Source organism: Chryseobacterium foetidum (genome assembly GCF_025457425.1).
GTDB lineage: Bacteria > Bacteroidota > Bacteroidia > Flavobacteriales > Weeksellaceae > Chryseobacterium > Chryseobacterium foetidum.
This window is the reverse complement of sequence record NZ_JAMXIA010000001.1, coordinates 324,662-340,823: the sequence shown is the minus strand read 5'-3', so window position 1 is coordinate 340,823 and position 16,162 is coordinate 324,662. Positions and strand designations below refer to the sequence as shown.

The following is a 16,162-nucleotide window of genomic DNA, read 5'->3' as shown; positions in this document are numbered from 1 at the left end:
AAATATTTTTTGAATTTACTTCAAATTATTTAACGCTTTTTCAAGTTTAGGCATCATCAGAGAAATTTCTTCTGTTGCCAAACCTCCTACCGAAGCTCTGAACCAAGGCTCAGATTTTGCCTCACCAAATGCTGAGAACGGAACCAAAGCAACTCCCGCTTCATTGATTAAATAGAATACCAAATCTGAAGAATTTTCAATAACTGTTCCGTCCGGTTTTGTTTTACCGATGTAATCTAATTTAATAGTCAGATACAAAGCACCCATCGGTTCGATAGATTCCACCGCAAGACCTTTTTCTTTCAAATCCTGAATTCCGGCATGAAGAACTTTTAAACTTGTTTCCAGTTTTCCTTTGAAATCCTCGATAAATGCGTTAACATCAGAAGTATCCTCAAAATATTTTGCCGTAGCTTCCTGCTCTGGTTTTGGCGCCCATGCTCCAACGTGGGTAAGAAGCGCTTTCATTTTATCGATAATGTGAGCCGGACCAAATCCCCAACCTACACGAACTCCCGTTGCTGCAAGGCACTTTGAAATTCCTTCGATGTAAATTGTGTATGCTCTCATTTCCGGAAAAAGTGAAACCGGATCTACGTGTTCTGCACCAAAAGTAAGGTTTGAATAGATCTGATCGTACATTAAATACAATGGTTTCTCATCTTCGCCTCTGCTTTTATTTTCCTCTATAATCAGTTCGCAGATTTCTGTCAGCTGTTCTTTCGTAAACATCGTTCCCGTAGGATTCAGCGGTGAACAAAGCGCTACCATAACGGCACCTGACAAATGAGGTCTTAAATCATCAGCTGTAGGAAGAAAATTATTTTCAGGCGTTGTTTTTACCTCAATAGCATCTGCAGAAGTAAGATAAGCATAGTGATTATTGTTCCATGATGGCGTAGGATAAACCACTTTGTCTCCTTCGTCCACGATGGTTTTGTAAACGGCATAGATTAATGGTCTTGAGCCTGCAGTGATTAGAATATCGTTGGCATCATAATCCAGATTCCATCTGCTTTTGAGGTCGTTTGAAACCTGTTTTCGTAAAGATAAAAGTCCGTTTGCGGGCGGATAGTTGGTTAAATTATTCTGATATGCTTTTTGAATTTCCTCCTTTAATTTTGCAGGAATCGGATAGATATTAGAATTTAAATCACCAATCGTAAGATTTGCAATCTCTGCTCCTTTTGCCTTTAAATCATTTACTTCATTACCGATTTTTACAATCTCAGAACCGATCAGGTTCGCCGCTAATTTTGAAACTTTCACTTTACTTTTTATTTAAATTTATTTTAATATTGTTGACAGAATATTAAGTATTAACATTCCGTTTAATCCAACTGCAAATCTGTTTTAATCTGCTGAATTTTTGCTTCCAAAGCCTTAATCTTATCTTCAAACTCTTCTTTTGAAGCCAAAGAATCTTTCACTGAAACATAAAACTTAATCTTCGGTTCAGTTCCTGAAGGTCTTACGCAAACTTTTGTTCCGTCTTCTGTATAATAGATCAAAACGTTTGATTTAGGAATATCTTCCATTTTATTGGTCACATTGGCTGCAACAAGAAGTTTAGTCTGTTCCTTGAAATCTTTCACCTCTTTCACCAACGAACCTGCCAATGATTTTGGCGGATTTTCACGGAAATTCTTCATCATATTCTGAATTTCTTCTGCGCCATCTCTACCTTTTTTGGTAATGTTAATTAAACCTTCGTAATACAATCCCAATTCCTGATAAATTTCGATCAGATATTCGTACATCGTTCTGCCATTGGCTTTGCACCATGCTGCGATTTCACACGCCAAAACAATACTTCCGCAAGAATCTTTATCACGAACGAAATCTCCGGTCATAAACCCGAAACTTTCTTCTCCACCGCAGATGAATTTTTCTTTTCCTTCAAAATCACGGATCATTTTTCCGATCCATTTGAAACCAGTCAGTCCAACTTTACAGTCAACACCGAATCTCTGAGCGATATCAAAGAAAATATCAGAAGTTACAATTGTAGAACCGATGAATTCTTTTCCTGTGATTTTATCCAGTTTTCTCCACTCATTTAAGATGTAATAAGTTAGAATGGTGTTGCACTGATTTCCGTTCAAAAGCTGCATTTCGCCTTCCAAATTTCTAACGGCAATTCCTAATCTGTCGCCGTCCGGATCTGTACCGATCACGATGTCTGCATTGGTAATTTTTGCAAGATCCATCGCCATTTCCAAAGCTGCAGGCTCTTCCGGATTCGGAGAATCTACTGTCGGAAAATTTCCACTTGGGATCATCTGTTCTCTTACCAAATCTATCTTTTTGAAACCTGCTTTTTCCAAAGCTTTTGGAACCGTTGTGTAAGTTGTACCGTGAATAGAAGTGAAGACAATATTCAGATTTCCTTTTTCAACATTCTGGTAAGTGGAATTTTCGATGCAGGCATCGATGTAAACGTCGTCCTGTTCCTCCCCGATCCATTCAATTAGCTCATCATTTCCGTTAAATTTAATTTCTTCAAATTTTACAGAATACACTTCCTTGATAATGGCTTCGTCGTGTGGTGGAACGATTTGTGCACCGTCGTTCCAATAGACTTTATAACCGTTGTATTCCGGTGGATTGTGGGAAGCCGTAAGAACAATTCCTCCTGTACATTTTCTGTCACGAACGGTGAACGACAATTCCGGCGTTGGTCTGTGATCTTTGAAAAGCAAAACTTTAATTCCGTTCGCCGTTAAAACATCAGCCACTAATTTTCCGAATTCTCTTGAATTATTTCTTACGTCATAAGCGATTGCAACACTAAGTTCTTCATTTGGAAACTGCTTTAACATATAGTTCGCAAGTCCCTGTGTAGCTTGACCTAAGGTGTATTTATTTAAACGGTTGGTTCCAACACCCATTACGCCTCTCATTCCTCCTGTCCCGAATTCCAGTTCACGGTAGAAAGAGTCTTCAAGGTCTGGAGAATTGCTGTTAATCAAGGCCTGAACGGCGTCTTTTGTTTCCTGATCGAATGTGTCGCTAAGCCAAAGTTGGGCTTTTTCTGCGGTTGAAAGTACTGACATATTATATTTTCGTGTTTATTTAATTACTTACTGCTGCAGGAATAAAACCAGCGAGTCCGACAGCAGCTAAAATTCCTACAACCAGCCCTACAGTTTTTCCTGTGCTTGGTTTTTTTATCTGTAATACTTTATTTTTGTTAAGCTTAATTTCATCATCTTTCTGTTTTCCAATAATGGAATCCTTTGTCTGACTGACGAACTTAAACTGTCTTATCTTTTTATAATCTCTGGTTTCTATGATATAATTTGTGTTCTGCTGTAAAACTGAATAATCAAAGTTAGTTTCAGAACTGACTTTTGTTGATACACAAGATGTTATCATAATCATTGTCAGTGACGAACAAATTAGAAATCTCTTCATAATTAAGTTGATAAAATCTGAACTTTTACGATTTACTGTAATTTTTTATTCTCCACCTTCGTTGTTTTCTCCACTTTAAAGGCACGAATTGGATCGTTGTAATATACAAATTTTGAAGTATTCTGAATATTTCCTTTCAAAGAATCTTTCACATTGACCTCTGCGTAATTTCCGTTTTTGGAATCTATTTTTAAATTTTCAATTCTCCAGTACGGCGCAATCAGGCTTGCTGTATCCGAAATTTTGATGACTGCATCTTTGGTTTGCCCTAAAAAGTTGGCGCGGCTCCGGTTCAGCATTTCCACTTCGGCCCTTCTGGTGTTTACAGAACCCATGAAAGTTGCATGGTTTTTAAGATTTAATCTGAAATTATCTGTTTTAATTTCACTTGAAATATTCATCTCAACAGAATCTGCAATAGAAACTTTTTCAAGATTGTATTTAGAATAAATGATGACATTGTAGAAATCCACGCCTTTTGTTTTTCTGTTTTCTTTAATTGAAAGGGTTTTATCATTCACTTCCACATCCAGATTATCGGCAATGTTGGGATAAGTTTCAATCTCAACATAATTTTTGTTTCCCCGTGCGTAAAAAACACGGAATTTACCTTCCATGTCAAGATTTACAAATTCTTCAACATTTACTTCCTTATTTTCGATGTTGCCCTCAGGTGAAATTTTTCCACACGAGATTACCAACGCTGAAATTAAGATTGAATAAGCAACTTTTTTCATTATTTACTTTTTTTATAAAGCCACGTCAATGGTTTACCTTCTATATTTGTAAGAAGGAGATATTTATTTTCGACGACAGAATAATTAAATTTAATGGGTTCAGGCAGATCAGAATATTGCATGATGACCGTACTGTTTTTCAAAGTGTAAGTCCCCTGACTGTTAGTTTTGCTTCCCAGAGATGAAAAAGACAGATCATTTTTAAATTCCAGCGTGCCGGTTCCGTTCTCCTTTTTGATATTACTCAACATTTTAGCATCAACAGTATTCATTTTCCCTTCATTGATACTGATGAATTCCCATTTGGAAGTAATGGGTTCACTTGTTTTTGTTTCCGAACACGAAAATAATAAGAAACTTAAAATGACAAGGCTAAACTTCATACAATTTATATCACTTCATCAATATTATAATTCTTATGCTCACGATTTGTTCTGATAATCATTTCGCCTAAAAATCCTGCGATAAAAAGCAAAGTTCCCATCAGCATCATCGTTAATGCAATGAAAAACCAAGGATTATTGGTGATAAGATGACCATAAATTCCTCTTGCAACATCGATTAATTTTGAAACTCCCAGCCAAAATGCTGAAAGGAAACCTACGATAAACATAATCGTTCCTACAGCTCCAAAGAAGTGCATTGGTCTTCCGCCAAAACGGCTTACAAACCAAAGTGTTACGAGATCAAGAAAACCTCTGATAAACCTTTCGGTTCCGAATTTTGAGGTCCCATAAGGTCTTGCCTGATGCGGAACTTCTTTCTCGGTAATTCTTCTGAAGCCTGCATTGGCAGCCAAAACAGGAATATAACGGTGCATATCTCCATAGACGTCGATTGACTTTACAACCTGTTTTTTATAAGCTTTCAAACCACAGTTGAAATCGTGAAGATAAACTCCCGAAACCTTTCTTGCCGCAGCATTGAAGAGTTTTGAAGGTATATTTTTGGTCATCACATTGTCGAAACGCTTTCTTTTCCAGCCGGAAACTATGTCGTAATTTTCTTCCATCACCATTCTGTAGAGTTCCGGAATTTCTTCGGGAAAATCCTGCAGGTCGGCATCCATTGTGATAATTACATCGCCGTGAGTTCTTGCGAATGCAGCATGAAGCGCCTGAGATTTTCCGTAGTTTTTAGAAAATTTGATTGCGTGAATCTGAGGATGCTGTACTTTCAGATTTTCAATAATGCTCCACGAAAGATCTGTGCTTCCGTCATCTACAAACCAAACTTCATAGGATAAACTGCTGGTTTCGCACGTTTTGTCAATTCTTGAAAAAAGTTGTTCCAAAGAATCTTCTTCGTTCAGCAACGGAATGACTATAGATAAATTTATATTATTCAAAGTGAATTTTTATTTGCTTTAAAATTAATTATTTCGGATATAATCTAATGCTTCATCAGGTGCAAAGACCGGAATTTCTGACGTAGAAAAATCTTTGATATTTCTTGTAACAATCCCCGTAATATTTTTTACCTGATGCGCACAGAAAATCTGAATAGCATCTTCGAAATCTTTATGATGAGATTTTAGAGATTTTTTGATGATATCTTCATCAACTGCAATTACATCTACAATCAGAAGCAAATCATCCAAAACCTGCCTAATCTCATTTTCTTTGAAATGCTTTTTGCAAATATAATGTGCTGTTGCAATTGTATGGGAAGATATAAAGATTGAAATTTTTTTAAGCTCACTTAATTCAAATATCTTTTTTGCCTCATAAAAAAAGTTCCCTCTTTCAATAATGAAATCTATTACAATGTTAGTATCAATATAAAATTTCATTTAGAGTAAATGTTTTTTTTCAAGATATTCTCTTCTGTAATTGTCTAAATCTTCATCGCTAACTTCCTTTGGAAATTTTAGACTTCCTGCAAGTTTTCGAACAATCGGAGACATTTCTTCCTCATCTGTTTTTTCAATTACTAAGCTCTCCAGATACTTCTGCACCATCTCAGAAAGGCTTCTCTGCGTACCTTTTGCATATTTTTTAGCCTTTTCGATGACGCTCTTTTCTATTGTTAATGTTAATTTAGTTGTCATAACACGTGTATTTTAAGCAAATATACGTATTGTAAAATATATTCGCAAAATTTTACGCTTCTTCGTCGTCTTCAGGCTTTGATTTTGTTCTGAAAAATGCTCCGAAAAACAAAGACAAAACTAAGTAAAATATCAGTATTCCTCCAAAATATCCTGCGAAATGACTTGATGTAAGCATATCTTTTCCTTTCACTGCCTCGTCACTGACTCTTTGAAGGGTTTCTTTATATTTTTTCTCCAGTTCATCGATGTCTTTCTGATGTTTTAAAACTTTTTTTGCAGAAGTATATTCTGCATTTAATTCAGTTCTCTGTCTTTCAACGTATTGATAGTTGAGAAGTTTTTTGGCATCTTTATCAACGAAATTTAAAAAAAGAAAAATAGTGATTACTGATAAAAAACCACCGATAAACATCGGATAAAATGCTCTTTTGAATGCATCTTTAAAAGTTACATATCTGTTGTTGTTCCAAAAAGTTTTTACTGACCAAAAAGCAGTTCCGGCATAAAGAATGGGCAAAACGAAAGCATTCACTTTCAGTGAGATATCAAAATAATTGATTCCTGAGAAAAAGACATAAACTACAAAAAAGACAATCATTGTAGCAATAAAAAGGATAATTCCGAAGGTGGTAGGACTTTTAGTCATGTTTAAAAATTTACAAAAAGATGAAAAATTATTAACTTAAATTTCAGCAGATTAGCTTTAATTCAGTAGGTTTTCATCCGATTTTTCTGTTATACAGTTTTGAGGTTTAATATTAATTCCTATATTTGCAACGGCAAGTCCTAAACAACCAGCTCCTGAGAATCCTCCAGGGTGGGAACGCAGCAAAGGTAATTGGTTGAGCGGTGTGATTTAGGTAGCTTGCCATTTTTTATTTTTTTAAATTAAGAGATTAAGATGATTTTATTTAAATTACTTAATCTCTTAATTTTTTTTTTGTTATATCCCGAATGTCTCTCCTAATTTCGGTAAAACCAATCCTACATTTTTATCTGCAAAATGCTTTTGTGCTTCATGATGATCAATTTCTATCGGAGCGAAAGTATCAAAATGACAACCGATTACTTTTGGAGTTTTCAATAATTCTGCTGCTGCAAAAGCTGCTTTTCTTGCACACATCGTGTAATGACCGCCAACAGGAAGAATAGAAAGGTCTAAATTCCCGTACAATGCAGGAAATAGCTGCATATCCGCCATCACGCCGGTATCTCCGGCCAAGTATACATTTTTACCTTCAGGAAGTCTGAAAATATATCCTACAGGCACGCCACCGTAACTTCCGTCGGGGAACGAACTTGTGTGATGAGCCGGAACCATTGAGATTTTCAAATCATCAATTTTTGCCGAACCTCCAAGGTTGACGTCGATTGTATTTTTTGCATTGTTGAAATATCCACAGATCTCAGGAACTCCAATGATCGTAGCTTCAGGATAATGTTCCAAAACCTCTTCCACATCGGCAATGTGATCTCCGTGTGCGTGTGTCAGCAAAATAAAATCTATTTTCTGAGCTGTAATTTCGAATCCTGATTCTGCTTTTTTGTAGTTGTAAAAAGGATCACAGAGAATCGTTTTGTCTTTATAGGTGAACAAAAAACAGTTTTGTCCTAAGAATTGTATTTTCATTTTAAAATTTTTTTATTGCACGAATTTTTTCGAATTTCACAAATATAATTCAATGAGAAACTTGAAAGTATTTAAATTTTATCTGAGGGATTAACGTTTTTGATTTGCAATTCCAGAGAACGTTTCAAAAGCTTCATAGACAGATTTGATATAACCCTTTTTGCCATAAATAGATAGTGAATTCATTTTATATTTCTTAAAGATAGATAGAGAAAAAATGACATTAAAATCACGACAAATAAATTTAAGCTAAATAATAGTTTACTGTTGTATTTCTTCCCAATTAAAGTTAGCAACGCTGAAATAATTCCTAAGTTAACGATTAAAGAAAAAGGAAGAATCGCATAACCAAATCCCATTGGTCCACCATCATCTTTGATAATTATGAATGTACCGTATAAAAAATAGATATTTGAAATTAAAATCAAAACAGAAAAAATAATATTTACTAATTTTAATTTCATCACCTTTAGTTACTAAAATAATTTAATCCCAAAACCGTTAAGACTGCCATCATCAGCGTCAAAATCCCTACCTGTTTTAGAAAAGGATCAAGCTCTCTTGGCGTTTTTACAGACATAATTTGTCTTCTGATTTTCATCATTGGCAGAAGTAAAATCATCACGATAAATACGTAATATTGCTGCGTCTGCAGAAATCCCTGAAGACAAAGGAATACAAAAATCAAGATTACAGGAAGTTGCAGAAGTACAATTTCGTAAATCATCGCATTTTTAAACCCAATTCTTAAAGCAAAACTGTTTTTGCCTGATAATCTGTCGCTTTCGATATCTCTCATATTGTTCAGGTTTAAAACTGCCATACTCATCATTCCAACAGCTGCTGCAGGAAGTAAAATATCCCAGCTGAAGGTTTTGGTAAACAGAAAATAACTTCCGCAAACCGAAACCAAACCAAAGAAAATGAAGACAAAAAGATCGCCCAATCCCATGTAACCGTAAGGTTTTTTGCCAACTGTATAACCAATTGCAGCTAAAATACAAGCCACACCCAAACCGATGAATATGTAGAATTCATTCATGTGTTCAGGGATAAATGCCAGGTATAATAATGCTAAAGTTGCTACAAACGATAAAGCAGAAAACAGAATTACCGCATTTTTCATTTGTTTCGCCGTAATTTTTCCGGAGGCAACTGCTCTTGCTTCGGCTTCTGTTGCTCTTATCGCATCAGTTCCTTTCACTCCGTCGCCATAATCGTTGGCGTAGTTTGACAGGATCTGATACAGTAATGTCACCAAAAGTGCCAGTGCAAATATTTTCCAGTCCCATGTTCCGCCTTCGGTGTAGAGTCGCCATTTTGCGATGAATGATCCCATGATGATTCCGCTCAGGGACAGCGGTAAAGTTCTAAGCCTCGCGGCCTGTATCCAATCTTTCATATAATTGATAAGTGATAAATGATAAATGATGGTATAATCAAACATCAATTATCATTTATCGATTATTTTAAGAGATCCACTGATCTTTTCCGAAATCTGGTTTTCTTTTTTCGAGGAAAGCATTTCGGCCTTCTTTTGCTTCTTCGGTCATGTACGCCAAACGCGTCGCTTCACCTGCGAATACCTGCTGACCAACCATTCCGTCATCGGTTAAATTCATTGCAAATTTCAGCATTCTGATGGATGTTGGAGATTTAGCCAGAATTTCCTGAGCCCACTCGTAAGCAGTATCTTCCAACTCATCGTGAGGAATCACAGCATTCACCATTCCCATATCGAAAGCTTCCTGAGCAGAGTAGTTTCTGCCTAAAAAGAAAATTTCACGTGCTTTTTTCTGTCCCACCATTTTTGCCAAGTACGCTGAACCGTAACCGCCATCAAAACTGGTCACATCAGCATCGGTCTGTTTGAAAACGGCGTGCTCTTTACTTGCCAAAGTGAGATCACAAACTACATGAAGCGAATGACCGCCACCTACAGCCCATCCCGGAACAACAGCAATCACAGCTTTAGGCATAAAACGGATTAAACGCTGAACTTCCAAAATATTTAAACGGTGTCTTCCATCTTCTCCTACGTAACCCTGCTGACCTCTCGCCTTTTGGTCACCACCGCTGCAGAAAGCCCAGACTCCGTCTTTGGAACTTGGTCCTTCTCCTGAAAGTAAAACTACACCGATGGATGGATCTTCTGATGCATCATAAAAAGCATCATACAGTTCTGAAGTTGTTTTGGGTCTGAAAGCATTTCTGATTTCCGGTCTGTTGAAGGCAATTCTGGCTACGCCGTTGCACTTTTTATAGGTAATATCGTCGTATTCCTTCACGGTTTTCCACTCGATCATTTTGTAATAATTTTGCCCAAAGATAAGGATTTAAGCAGAAAATTTAGGTGGAAATTTAATGATTAGTGACCAAACTTACTTTTATCAAGTTTTATATTCAGTTCTTTTAAAACAGTATTTTTCTTAATGTCAATATGCTCATCTACATAAGTACCCATTAGTGGAAAAGCTTTGTCTCCAACGACTTTATAGTAAGGAAGTTTATATTCCTCTTTTTCCTTTTTATACATTTCTGATAAATCAATCCATACATCTTTATCGAACTTAATTTTCTGAGCTTTTACTGTTTTATCTTTAACATATTTATTGTACTTATAAGGATCACCTGGGCTTGCCCATTTGCCTTTTTTAGTTTTATATACATCAAAGAACTGATACTTTGTATGATACAGACTTCCACAATATTCGCCCACAAAAAGCATAACGTTTTTAAAATTTGAAAACTTTGGTCGCCCGTAATGATCATAAGCTTTAAAATTGATTTTATCTGAAGGATAATTTCCATACAACGATTGATTTATTTTATATGTACATTCAAAAGCACCTCCATCTAAAGTTATAACATTACAGTAGTAAGGATCAGACTTAAAAGTCATTGCAATCTGTTCTCCAACAAAAATGTAAAATGCAAAAGGTTCCTTTTGTTCACATGAAACATAAGGAACACATGGTTCTGGCAGAAGATCAACCTCTATCTTATCCCGAACAATATCTTCAACTTTGTATTTTTGACTGTAATAATGAGGACGCTGAAAATATAAGGTATCAGTAGGTCGAGCATAAATTTTATAATTACCTAAGCTATCGGTATTTGTTACGTAATCTTTATTTCTCGCAAGTTTAACATATTCATCTCCACGGTTTAAACCAGTTTTCTTTTCCATATCTTTGTATTTACGCAAAGTATCATTCACCGTGATGTGTACATAATTTGTTGTCTTTGCTGTATCTCTTGCGACGCCCTCAACTAAAATTTTCTGGGCAAATAAGATCACTGTTGACGAAAGAAAAATAAGTAGTAATACTTTTTTATCATTGAGTAGGTTTTTATATAAGTTTTAAATATAAATAAATGTGGTATATTTATTTATATTTTTTATCACCCTATCGATATTTATATTAAATTTGAAAGACACAAACAATATTTACGATGAAAAAAAACAGAGTTCCGCTCCCCCACTGTTAGTTTACGTTTTCCCGGTTTGGGATGGTTTAAACTAAAATAAATTCTTCACGTCCCAATTTGGGACAGCTTCCCCCGAAACAGTTTTGCCCCGTCCCAATTTGGGAAAACTTCCTTTAAATATGGTTTGCTTCAATCCCGCAATATTTAGATTTAAAATAAAAAATGCAATAAAAATAAAGCACAGTTATGAGTAAAATTAAATTAAAAAGCCTTTATGCAAAGGCTCTGCACCATTCAGAATTTGGGCAGTTGATCGTGAGACTATTTGAAGATCTGGGATCTTCTACCTTAAACCCCGACGATGATCTGAAAGCTAAAAAACTTTTTACGGTTTTGCAAGATCAGCTTCCTATGTACAATGCCGGACTGAACCAGGTAAAAGCCAGTGAAGAGTCTGAAGCAATTGCCAGACTTGATGAAGAAAGAGATTCTGGCATGCAGGCATTGAGGGATTCTTTAAAGCCCTACCGAAATGCAAAAAATCAGGAAGAAGCTGATGCCTACAAAAAATTACAGCTATTGCTCTCGGAGTACAAAAATGTGGAAAACGCATCATACGAAGCAGAAACCAACCAGATTACACAGTTGATCAACAGGTTAGAAAGCAGTGATTTCAGCAATGGTGTTGCTGTGTTGGCGATCGGAAAATTTGTAAATCATCTCTCCGTTTCTAATGTGGCATTCAACAGTCTTTTCGCTCAAAGGTCATTTAAAACTTCTCAAAAAACAGTTTTAGACATGAAATCTTTGAGGAAAGCATTGGCTGGAGATTACAAAAGGCTTACAAATTATATACTTGCAATGGCTTCTGTGGAAGAAAATGAAGAATCTTACTACAAAGATATGCTGGCCCTGATCAATAACGGAAGAGCGTATTTTTCTGATGTGATTGTCTCGAGAAGACTTGCTCAATAAAACAAAAAAACCGAAACATTTCTGCTTCGGTTTTTTTATGAAATCTTTTGAAGATTATTTTGTCTGTTTAGCTTCAAGTTCAGCTAATTTTGTTTTAAGAGCAGCCGCTTTTTCAGTGTTTTTAGTAACTGTGTAAATATCTTTCAGCGTAGATACGGCGTCGATATTTTCCGGCTGTACTTTGTACCAGCTTTCTGCGTAAGGCAATGCTTTAGCAAAACGTCCTCTTCTCTCTTCGATTAGTTTTGTACCTTCAGCTTTGTTGGTTCTGTTGGCCTCGTTGATCTTTTTTACAGCATTGTCTTCGTCACCGATGATGCTGTAAACCAGGTTCAGATAAGCATTTGAGAAATCTGGCTTCAGTTCAATCGCTTTTTTAAAAGATACTTCTGCTTCTGCAGCACTGGCAGGATTTTTAGACTGAAGAACTCCTAAGTTGTACCAGTTTTCGGCATTGTTAGGATCTTTCGCTAACTGTTCTTTTATTACAGAGGCAAACTTGTCATTATTTCCTGATGCGTAATACGCTGTTCCCTGGAAATCTTTTAACTTGGCATTGTTTGGGAATTTAGCCAAACCTTTTTCAATTAAAGCAACTGCTTTGTCATTCTGCTTAGAATTAAGATACAGTGTTGCCAAAGTTTCATACAATTCAGGCTCTACAGACGGAGTTTTTTCTTCCTTAAAATCTGTGTAGTCCTTAGACTTAACTTTAAGGGTTGTCCACATTGTTTTATCAAACGACTGAACTTCACCTTTTTTATCTTTCGCAGTATAAGTTATCTGCTCGCCTGTGTAATTTGCAGCAATTAACTGTTCGTAAAGCTTTGTAGCTTCAGGAATATTATTGTTAACTGCATAGCTAATTGCGGCGTTGTAAAGATAGGTCTTATCGTCCTGTCCACTTGCTTTTAAGAGGTCATAAACTTCTACGAATTTGGGAGCAGCTACTGCGTAATTTTTTGCATTGAAAGCGTCCATTGCTGCTTTATTGGCAGCCTGAAGTTTTGCATTCACATCGTCTTTCTGTGCAAACGAAAGAGAAGATGCCAGGATAGTAATCCCTAAAATCAGCTTTTTCATATGGAATTATTTATTGTTTTTAATTGGTCATCCCGAATTGTCGGGACTAGTTATGGAATCGCTATCTACATTCGTGTTTATTTTGCAAATCACAGCGATTTCATATTATATTATTTATTTATTTATTCTTCAGAATCTGAATTCTCGGTTTCATTTGCCTCGTTTTCGTTTTGTGGCAAATTTTCTGTATCGTTTTCTGGGTTATCAGCTATATTTTCGTTTTCCCCTTCCGCTTCTTCATCCTCAGGAATATCTTTATCCATGGCTACTTTCGCGATTGCAGCGATTTCGTCATTTTTCTTCAGGTTAATCATTCTCACACCCTGAGTATTTCTACCCATCACTCTCATCTCATCCATTCCCATTCTGATGGCAACTCCGGATTTGTTGATGATCATTAATCCGTCTTCGTCTGTAACGTTCTGGATGGCGATCAGGTTTCCTGTTTTGTCGGTGATATTTAAAGTGATAACTCCTTTTCCACCTCTGTTGGTTTCTCTGTAGTCTAAAACCGCAGTTCTTTTTCCATAACCTTTTTCAGAAACCACCAAAACAGTTTCGTTCTCAAGATCGTTGGCAACAATCATTCCGATTACTTCATCATTTTCTTCCAAAGTAATTCCACGTACACCGATAGAACTTCTTCCAACTTCTCTTACCTTTTCTTCAGGGAAACGGATACATTTACCGTTTTTCGTAGCAATCATGATCTGAGAGGTACCATTCGTTAGATAAGCACCTAACAACTGGTCATTATCCCTGATCTCAATAGCATTTACACCATTTACTCTCGGTCTTGAATAAGCTTCCAAAGATGTTTTCTTGATGGTACCGTTTTTAGTAACCATTACCACACTCATTTGGTTGACGTATTCTGTATCTTTTAAATTATTGGTTCTGATGTAAGCTTTAATTTTATCATCAGGTTCAATATTAATTAAGTTCTGAACCGCTCTGCCTTTAGATATTTTTGATCCTTCCGGAATTTCAAAAACTCTCAGCCAGTAACATCTTCCTTTTTCTGTAAAGAATAACATATACTGGTGGTTGGTTGCAGAAACAATGTACTCCAGGAAATCTGAATCTCTTGTAGTAGCAGCTTTGTTACCAACGCCTCCTCTGCTCTGAACTTTGTATTCTGAAAGCAACGTTCTCTTAACATAACCTGCGTGAGAAATAGTAAGAACAACCTCTTCGTTCGGGATGATATCTTCGATAGACATTTCACCACCTGAATAGTCGATTTCAGTTCTTCTTTCGTCACCGTATTTTTCTCTTACTTCAACCAATTCTTCCTTGATGATCTCGAATCTTCTTCCTTCATTAGCCAAAATATCTTCGAGGTTTGCAATTTCTTTCATAATTGCATCGTACTCATCACGGATTTTGTCAAGCTCCATTCCTGTCAGACGTGCAAGACGCAAGTCAAGAATAGCCTGAGCTTGAATATCAGAAAGTTCAAATTCTGTCATCAAACCTTCTTTCGCAGCCTGCGGATTGGCAGAATGACGAATGATGGAAATGGCTTTATCCAAAGCATCCTGAGTTCCAATCACTTTCATGAAACCTTCAAGAATATGAGCTCTTTCTTTCGCTTTTCTAAGCTCGTACTGAGTTCTTCTTACTATTATTTCATGTCTGTGCTCTACAAAATGATGAATAATATCCTTTACATTCAACTGCTCCGGTCTTCCGTGTACCAATGCAATATTGTTGACACTGAAAGACGTCTGAAGCGACGTATATTTATAAAGCATGTTTAAAACCACATTCGGAATCGCATCATTCTTTAATTCATAAACGATACGCATACCTCTTCTGTCAGATTCATCTCTGATTTCGTAGATTCCGGGGATTTTGTCGTCTTTTACCAACTCTGCAGTTCTGGCAATCATCTCTGCTTTGTTGACCTGATAAGGAATTTCGCTTACAATAATCGCATTTCTGTTGTGAACTTCTTCAAAACCTACTTTAGCTCTCAAAACTACACGTCCTCTTCCTGTATGGAAAGCGTCTCTCACACCGTCGTAACCGTAGATGATACCACCTGTCGGGAAATCGGGAGCAATAATGTGCTGCATCAGTTCATCGATGGTGATTTCTCTGTTATCGATGTAAGCGCAGATTGCATTAATCGACTCAGTTAAATTGTGCGGCGCCATGTTTGTCGCCATACCAACAGCAATACCGGAAGTTCCATTCACTAAAAGGTTAGGAATTTTTGAAGGCATTACACTTGGCTCAGTTAAACTGTCGTCAAAGTTATTTTGAAAATCTACCGTCTCTTTATCAAGATCAGATAAAATCTCGTCGGAAATTTTCTTAAGTCTTGCCTCGGTGTAACGCATTGCTGCAGGCGGATCTCCATCCATTGAACCGAAGTTACCCTGCCCGTCTACCTGTGGATAACGCAAGCTCCAGTCCTGAGCCATTCTTACCATGGCATCGTAAACTGAAGAGTCACCGTGAGGGTGATATTTACCTAAAACGTCTCCTACAATTCTGGCAGATTTTAAATATTTTCTGTTTGAAAAAACCCCTAATCCATACATACCGTACAATACCCTTCTGTGTACAGGTTTAAGGCCATCTCTCACGTCCGGAAGTGCTCTGGAAACAATTACCGACATAGAATAGTCGATGTAAGATGACTTCATTTCATCAACGATGTTAATAGGAATCAGTCTTTCTCCTTCTTTTTGCATATAAAAGTTTATTATTATGATAATCAGAGCGTTATTCACACATCTGAAAAATATTTATTTCGGTAAAATTATAACGTGCTAATTTAAGAAAAAAATACCGATTTTTGCCTGAGAATTGCATCTAAAATAT

General features: G+C 36.4%; 17 protein-coding genes and 1 other RNA gene. 2 read left to right on the top strand and 16 right to left on the bottom strand.

Annotated features, from left to right (window positions below; genetic code table 11):
* Nucleotides 1-15: 15 nt before the first annotated feature.
* From NG809_RS01590 to NG809_RS01550, 9 genes are all read right to left on the bottom strand, one after another.
* Complete coding sequence (locus NG809_RS01590) at nt 16-1,269, bottom strand: pyridoxal phosphate-dependent aminotransferase (protein ID WP_262147461.1); 1,254 nt, start codon at nt 1,267-1,269, stop codon at nt 16-18.
* Nucleotides 1,270-1,331: 62 nt separating this feature from the next.
* The gene (locus NG809_RS01585; RefSeq protein WP_262147459.1) at nt 1,332-3,056 is read right to left on the bottom strand and encodes a phospho-sugar mutase; all 1,725 of its coding nucleotides are present in this window, start codon (nt 3,054-3,056) and stop codon (nt 1,332-1,334) included.
* Between the two features lie 19 nt (nt 3,057-3,075).
* Entirely contained in the window at nt 3,076-3,417 is a 342-nt protein-coding gene (locus NG809_RS01580) for a hypothetical protein (RefSeq protein WP_131725513.1), read from the bottom strand.
* A gap of 32 nt (nt 3,418-3,449) precedes the next feature.
* Entirely contained in the window at nt 3,450-4,154 is a 705-nt protein-coding gene (locus tag NG809_RS01575) for a DUF2807 domain-containing protein (protein WP_262147457.1), read from the bottom strand.
* The gene (locus NG809_RS01570) at nt 4,154-4,537 is read right to left on the bottom strand and encodes a hypothetical protein (protein WP_262147455.1); all 384 of its coding nucleotides are present in this window, start codon (nt 4,535-4,537) and stop codon (nt 4,154-4,156) included. The genes NG809_RS01575 and NG809_RS01570 overlap by 1 nt, the downstream gene beginning before the upstream one ends.
* A 5-nt stretch (nt 4,538-4,542) precedes the next feature.
* Nucleotides 4,543-5,493: a glycosyltransferase family 2 protein gene (locus NG809_RS01565; RefSeq protein ID WP_262152541.1), complete on the bottom strand. Its 951-nt coding sequence runs from the start codon at nt 5,491-5,493 to the stop codon at nt 4,543-4,545.
* A 33-nt stretch (nt 5,494-5,526) separates the two neighbouring features.
* A complete protein-coding gene (locus NG809_RS01560; RefSeq protein ID WP_056079870.1) occupies nt 5,527-5,946 on the bottom strand; it encodes a type II toxin-antitoxin system VapC family toxin in 420 nt (139 codons plus the stop codon).
* Nucleotides 5,947-6,204, bottom strand: coding sequence for a DUF6364 family protein (locus NG809_RS01555; RefSeq protein ID WP_262147449.1), 258 nt, complete (start codon nt 6,202-6,204; stop codon nt 5,947-5,949). It abuts the gene before it with no gap.
* Nucleotides 6,205-6,256: 52 nt separating this feature from the next.
* The gene (locus NG809_RS01550) at nt 6,257-6,853 is read right to left on the bottom strand and encodes a DUF4199 domain-containing protein (protein ID WP_262147448.1); all 597 of its coding nucleotides are present in this window, start codon (nt 6,851-6,853) and stop codon (nt 6,257-6,259) included.
* Nucleotides 6,854-6,984: 131 nt separating this feature from the next.
* On the opposite strand from NG809_RS01550, the gene ffs reads away from it, so the two are divergent.
* Nucleotides 6,985-7,081, top strand: an RNA gene (ffs, locus tag NG809_RS01545) — signal recognition particle sRNA small type.
* Nucleotides 7,082-7,150: 69 nt separating this feature from the next.
* Here the strand turns inward: ffs and NG809_RS01540 are convergent.
* From NG809_RS01540 to NG809_RS01520, 5 genes are all read right to left on the bottom strand, one after another.
* The gene (locus NG809_RS01540; RefSeq protein WP_262147446.1) at nt 7,151-7,837 is read right to left on the bottom strand and encodes a metal-dependent hydrolase; all 687 of its coding nucleotides are present in this window, start codon (nt 7,835-7,837) and stop codon (nt 7,151-7,153) included.
* A 182-nt stretch (nt 7,838-8,019) separates the two neighbouring features.
* Nucleotides 8,020-8,301 carry a hypothetical protein gene (locus NG809_RS01535; RefSeq protein WP_262147444.1) on the bottom strand — a complete coding sequence of 94 codons (282 nt, stop codon included), beginning with the start codon at nt 8,299-8,301 and terminating at the stop codon, nt 8,020-8,022.
* A 5-nt stretch (nt 8,302-8,306) separates the two neighbouring features.
* Entirely contained in the window at nt 8,307-9,239 is a 933-nt protein-coding gene (gene menA / locus NG809_RS01530; protein ID WP_262147442.1) for a 1,4-dihydroxy-2-naphthoate octaprenyltransferase, read from the bottom strand.
* Nucleotides 9,240-9,306: 67 nt separating this feature from the next.
* Nucleotides 9,307-10,143 (bottom strand): 1,4-dihydroxy-2-naphthoyl-CoA synthase, encoded by an 837-nt coding sequence (locus tag NG809_RS01525; protein ID WP_262147440.1) that lies wholly within the window; start codon nt 10,141-10,143, stop codon nt 9,307-9,309.
* 62 nt (nt 10,144-10,205) lie between these two features.
* The gene (locus NG809_RS01520; protein WP_262147437.1) at nt 10,206-11,027 is read right to left on the bottom strand and encodes a hypothetical protein; all 822 of its coding nucleotides are present in this window, start codon (nt 11,025-11,027) and stop codon (nt 10,206-10,208) included.
* A gap of 488 nt (nt 11,028-11,515) precedes the next feature.
* Between NG809_RS01520 and NG809_RS01515 the strand changes: the two genes are divergently transcribed.
* Entirely contained in the window at nt 11,516-12,244 is a 729-nt protein-coding gene (locus NG809_RS01515; protein WP_262147436.1) for a DUF6261 family protein, read from the top strand.
* A 54-nt stretch (nt 12,245-12,298) separates the two neighbouring features.
* Here the strand turns inward: NG809_RS01515 and NG809_RS01510 are convergent, their stop codons facing one another.
* Both NG809_RS01510 and gyrA read right to left on the bottom strand, forming a co-directional pair.
* Nucleotides 12,299-13,327 carry a tetratricopeptide repeat protein gene (locus tag NG809_RS01510; protein ID WP_262147434.1) on the bottom strand — a complete coding sequence of 343 codons (1,029 nt, stop codon included), beginning with the start codon at nt 13,325-13,327 and terminating at the stop codon, nt 12,299-12,301.
* Between the two features lie 122 nt (nt 13,328-13,449).
* Entirely contained in the window at nt 13,450-16,032 is a 2,583-nt protein-coding gene (gene gyrA / locus NG809_RS01505) for a DNA gyrase subunit A (RefSeq protein WP_262147431.1), read from the bottom strand.
* Between the last annotated feature and the right edge of the window lie 130 nt (nt 16,033-16,162).

Coding starts and splice junctions, on each gene's coding strand:
- NG809_RS01585 (WP_262147459.1), bottom strand. CDS start 3,056: ATGTCAGTACTTTCAACCGCAGAAAAAGCCCAACTTTGGCTTAGCGAC.
- NG809_RS01580 (WP_131725513.1), bottom strand. CDS start 3,417: ATGAAGAGATTTCTAATTTGTTCGTCACTGACAATGATTATGATAACA.
- NG809_RS01575 (WP_262147457.1), bottom strand. CDS start 4,154: ATGAAAAAAGTTGCTTATTCAATCTTAATTTCAGCGTTGGTAATCTCG.
- NG809_RS01570 (WP_262147455.1), bottom strand. CDS start 4,537: ATGAAGTTTAGCCTTGTCATTTTAAGTTTCTTATTATTTTCGTGTTCG.
- NG809_RS01560 (WP_056079870.1), bottom strand. CDS start 5,946: ATGAAATTTTATATTGATACTAACATTGTAATAGATTTCATTATTGAA.
- NG809_RS01555 (WP_262147449.1), bottom strand. CDS start 6,204: ATGACAACTAAATTAACATTAACAATAGAAAAGAGCGTCATCGAAAAG.
- NG809_RS01550 (WP_262147448.1), bottom strand. CDS start 6,853: ATGACTAAAAGTCCTACCACCTTCGGAATTATCCTTTTTATTGCTACA.
- NG809_RS01540 (WP_262147446.1), bottom strand. CDS start 7,837: ATGAAAATACAATTCTTAGGACAAAACTGTTTTTTGTTCACCTATAAA.
- NG809_RS01535 (WP_262147444.1), bottom strand. CDS start 8,301: ATGAAATTAAAATTAGTAAATATTATTTTTTCTGTTTTGATTTTAATT.
- menA (WP_262147442.1), bottom strand. CDS start 9,239: ATGAAAGATTGGATACAGGCCGCGAGGCTTAGAACTTTACCGCTGTCC.
- NG809_RS01525 (WP_262147440.1), bottom strand. CDS start 10,143: ATGATCGAGTGGAAAACCGTGAAGGAATACGACGATATTACCTATAAA.
- NG809_RS01520 (WP_262147437.1), bottom strand. CDS start 11,027: ATGGAAAAGAAAACTGGTTTAAACCGTGGAGATGAATATGTTAAACTT.
- NG809_RS01515 (WP_262147436.1), top strand. CDS start 11,516: ATGAGTAAAATTAAATTAAAAAGCCTTTATGCAAAGGCTCTGCACCAT.
- NG809_RS01510 (WP_262147434.1), bottom strand. CDS start 13,327: ATGAAAAAGCTGATTTTAGGGATTACTATCCTGGCATCTTCTCTTTCG.
- gyrA (WP_262147431.1), bottom strand. CDS start 16,032: ATGCAAAAAGAAGGAGAAAGACTGATTCCTATTAACATCGTTGATGAA.